The following is a 2,241-nucleotide window of genomic DNA, read 5'->3' as shown; positions in this document are numbered from 1 at the left end:
GCCCGCCGCACCGGCTCGCTGCGCATCGCCGCGCTGCCGGCGCTTGCAAACGGCTATTTGCCCCGCCTGGCCGGACACTTCCTGCAGGAGCGACCAAATCTCAACCTCGCTTTCTTCGGCGTGATCTCGCCGATCGTGGTCGACTGGGTGCTGAACAACCAATGCGACATCGGCTTTGCCGAGGTGCCGATCGCGCATTCGGGCCTGCCGAGCCAGCGGTTGCCGGCGCCCGCGCGCGTCGCGGTATTGCCGACCGGTCATCGTCTGGCAGAGAAGGAGGTGCTGGAACCGCGCGATTTCGAGGGCGAGACCTTCATCTCGCTGTCGGCGGGATCGTCGAGCCGGCATCTCGTCGACCAGGTCTTCCACCGCCACGATGTCCGCCGCGTGCTCAGGGTCGAGACTACGTTGTCGGAGATCATGTGCGGCATGGTGTCGTCAGGACTTGGCGTCGCGATCTGCGATCCCTTCACCGCGCAGGAGTTTGCAACGCGCGGCGTCATCGTGCGTCGCTTCCTGCCGCGCATCGACTTCGAGTTCTCCGCGGTCTTTCCCGCACAGCGCAGTCCGTCGCCGGTGGCGCTGGATCTGGTCGAGACGATGCGGAAGGCGCTGGTGGAGTTCGAGGACTAAGCCGAGTGCCTTTGGGTCGAACGATCTTCCCGCGGGCTCGCTGCAACCTCTCCGCGGGAGAGCGCACTTCCTTCGCGGTAACAATCAGCCGTTGAATGCCGCCTGCGCTTCCGGCAGATCCCAGATCTTGCCGATCGCGGCAGTTCCTGCCGCAGCGATCGCCGCTTCGTCGGCGCCGAGATAGCGTCCCTCATCGACCAGCACGCGGCCATCGACCATCACCTGATCGATATTGGCGCGGTTGGCGAGCGCGATCAGCGCACGGCGTGGGTTGAACAGCGGCTGCAAATGCGGGTGGGTGAGATCGACGACGGTGAGGTCGGCGGTGGCGCCGGGCTCGATCCGGCCGAGATCGGGCCGCTTGATGACGTCGGCCGCGACCGCCGTGTTGGCCTCGATCAGCTCGGGCGAGTTCGCGACGTCGGGACGCGCCGAGGTGACCTTGGAGATCAGCGAGGCGGCATTGAGCTCCCCGAGCAGGTCCATGTTGTAGCCGTCGGTGCCGACCACGGTGCGCACGCCGTGCTCGGCGAAGCGGCTGAACGCCGCCGTGATGCCGGCACGCGCGAACACGCGCGGGCAGTTCAGCACGGTCATGCCGCGCGCGGCCATCAGCTCGAGGTCGTCGTCGCTGCTGAACATGCAATGCGCGGCCATGAGATCGGGCGCCAGCAGGCCGAGCCAGTCCAGATATTGCGCCGGCGTGCGACCACCATAGCGCTTGCCGATGGTCTCGACCTCGGCGCGGCTCTGCGCCATGTGCGTCGTGATGGGCACACCGAGCTCGCGCGCCCGCGCTGCGCAGGCCCTGAGCAGATCGGGACCACAGGTGTCGGTGGCGTGCGGGCTCATCGCAAGGCTGATGCGGCCGTCGCCGCGATCGTTCCAGCGCTGATAGAGCGCATCCCACGTCGCCATGTCGGCGGCGCCGTCATCGCCGGAATAGCGAACCGCGCCGTCCGGGCCGGCCTTTGCGTCAGACGTCGAGAACAGATAGGGCGCGCCGTAGAAACGGATCCCCATCTCTTCCGCAGCGTCGAACATTTCTGGGATCGAGTTACGGAACGGCTCCATCACCGTGGTGGCGCCACCCTTGAGCAGCTGGAGGACGCCGAGCCGTGCGACCGCCAGGCGTTCCTCCGCCGACAGGATATCGGCACCGCGCTTGGTCAGCGGCAACAGCACCGTATAGACGATGCTCTGGTTGTTCTTGCGGCCGTTGCCGTCCTCGGTGTGGCTGCGCGCCACCGCCTCCGAGAAGCAGTGATTGTGCAAATTGAGCAGGCCCGGCAGCACGAAGCGGCCGGGGCGGTCATAGACTTCATCCGCGCGCGGCTTGTCGCGCGTGATTGCCGCGATCTTCTTGCCCTCAACCAGGACCCAATGATCGCGCAGCACATCCTGCGCGCCGTCCTTCCGTGACAGCACATAGCTGCCGAAGATTGCTGTGGTGCTCATGCGGGGCGCACGTTCCAGAACACGGCGGTGCCGTCGAGAATGCCGGTGATGGCTTTGCGATAGGCGGTCGGCTGCTTGTAGAGGCCGATCGGAATATAGGGGATTTCCTCGAACGCCACTGCCTGGATTTCGCGGCAGATGCGCTGCTGC

General features: G+C 66.2%; 2 protein-coding genes. One reads left to right on the top strand and one right to left on the bottom strand.

Annotated features, from left to right (window positions below):
* The coding region (locus tag IC50_RS12350) for a LysR substrate-binding domain-containing protein (protein WP_035704579.1) at positions 1-633 on the top strand (633 nt) is incomplete at its 5' end.
* Between the two features lie 84 nt (positions 634-717).
* Here the strand turns inward: IC50_RS12350 and IC50_RS12345 are convergent.
* Entirely contained in the window at positions 718-2,091 is a 1,374-nt protein-coding gene (locus IC50_RS12345; RefSeq protein ID WP_035704576.1) for an amidohydrolase family protein, read from the bottom strand.
* Between the last annotated feature and the right edge of the window lie 150 nt (positions 2,092-2,241).

The sequence above is a fragment of the Bradyrhizobium genomosp. I (2014) genome, assembly GCF_000261685.1.
In the GTDB taxonomy this organism is placed as follows: domain Bacteria; phylum Pseudomonadota; class Alphaproteobacteria; order Rhizobiales; family Xanthobacteraceae; genus Bradyrhizobium.
Note: the sequence above shows the minus strand (reverse complement) of the source record. Positions and strands in the feature narration are given on the sequence as shown.

Bases quoted from the DNA above. Each gene is read 5' to 3' on its own strand.
- IC50_RS12345 (WP_035704576.1), bottom strand. From the start codon at position 2,091: ATGAGCACCACAGCAATCTTCGGCAGCTATGTGCTGTCACGGAAGGAC.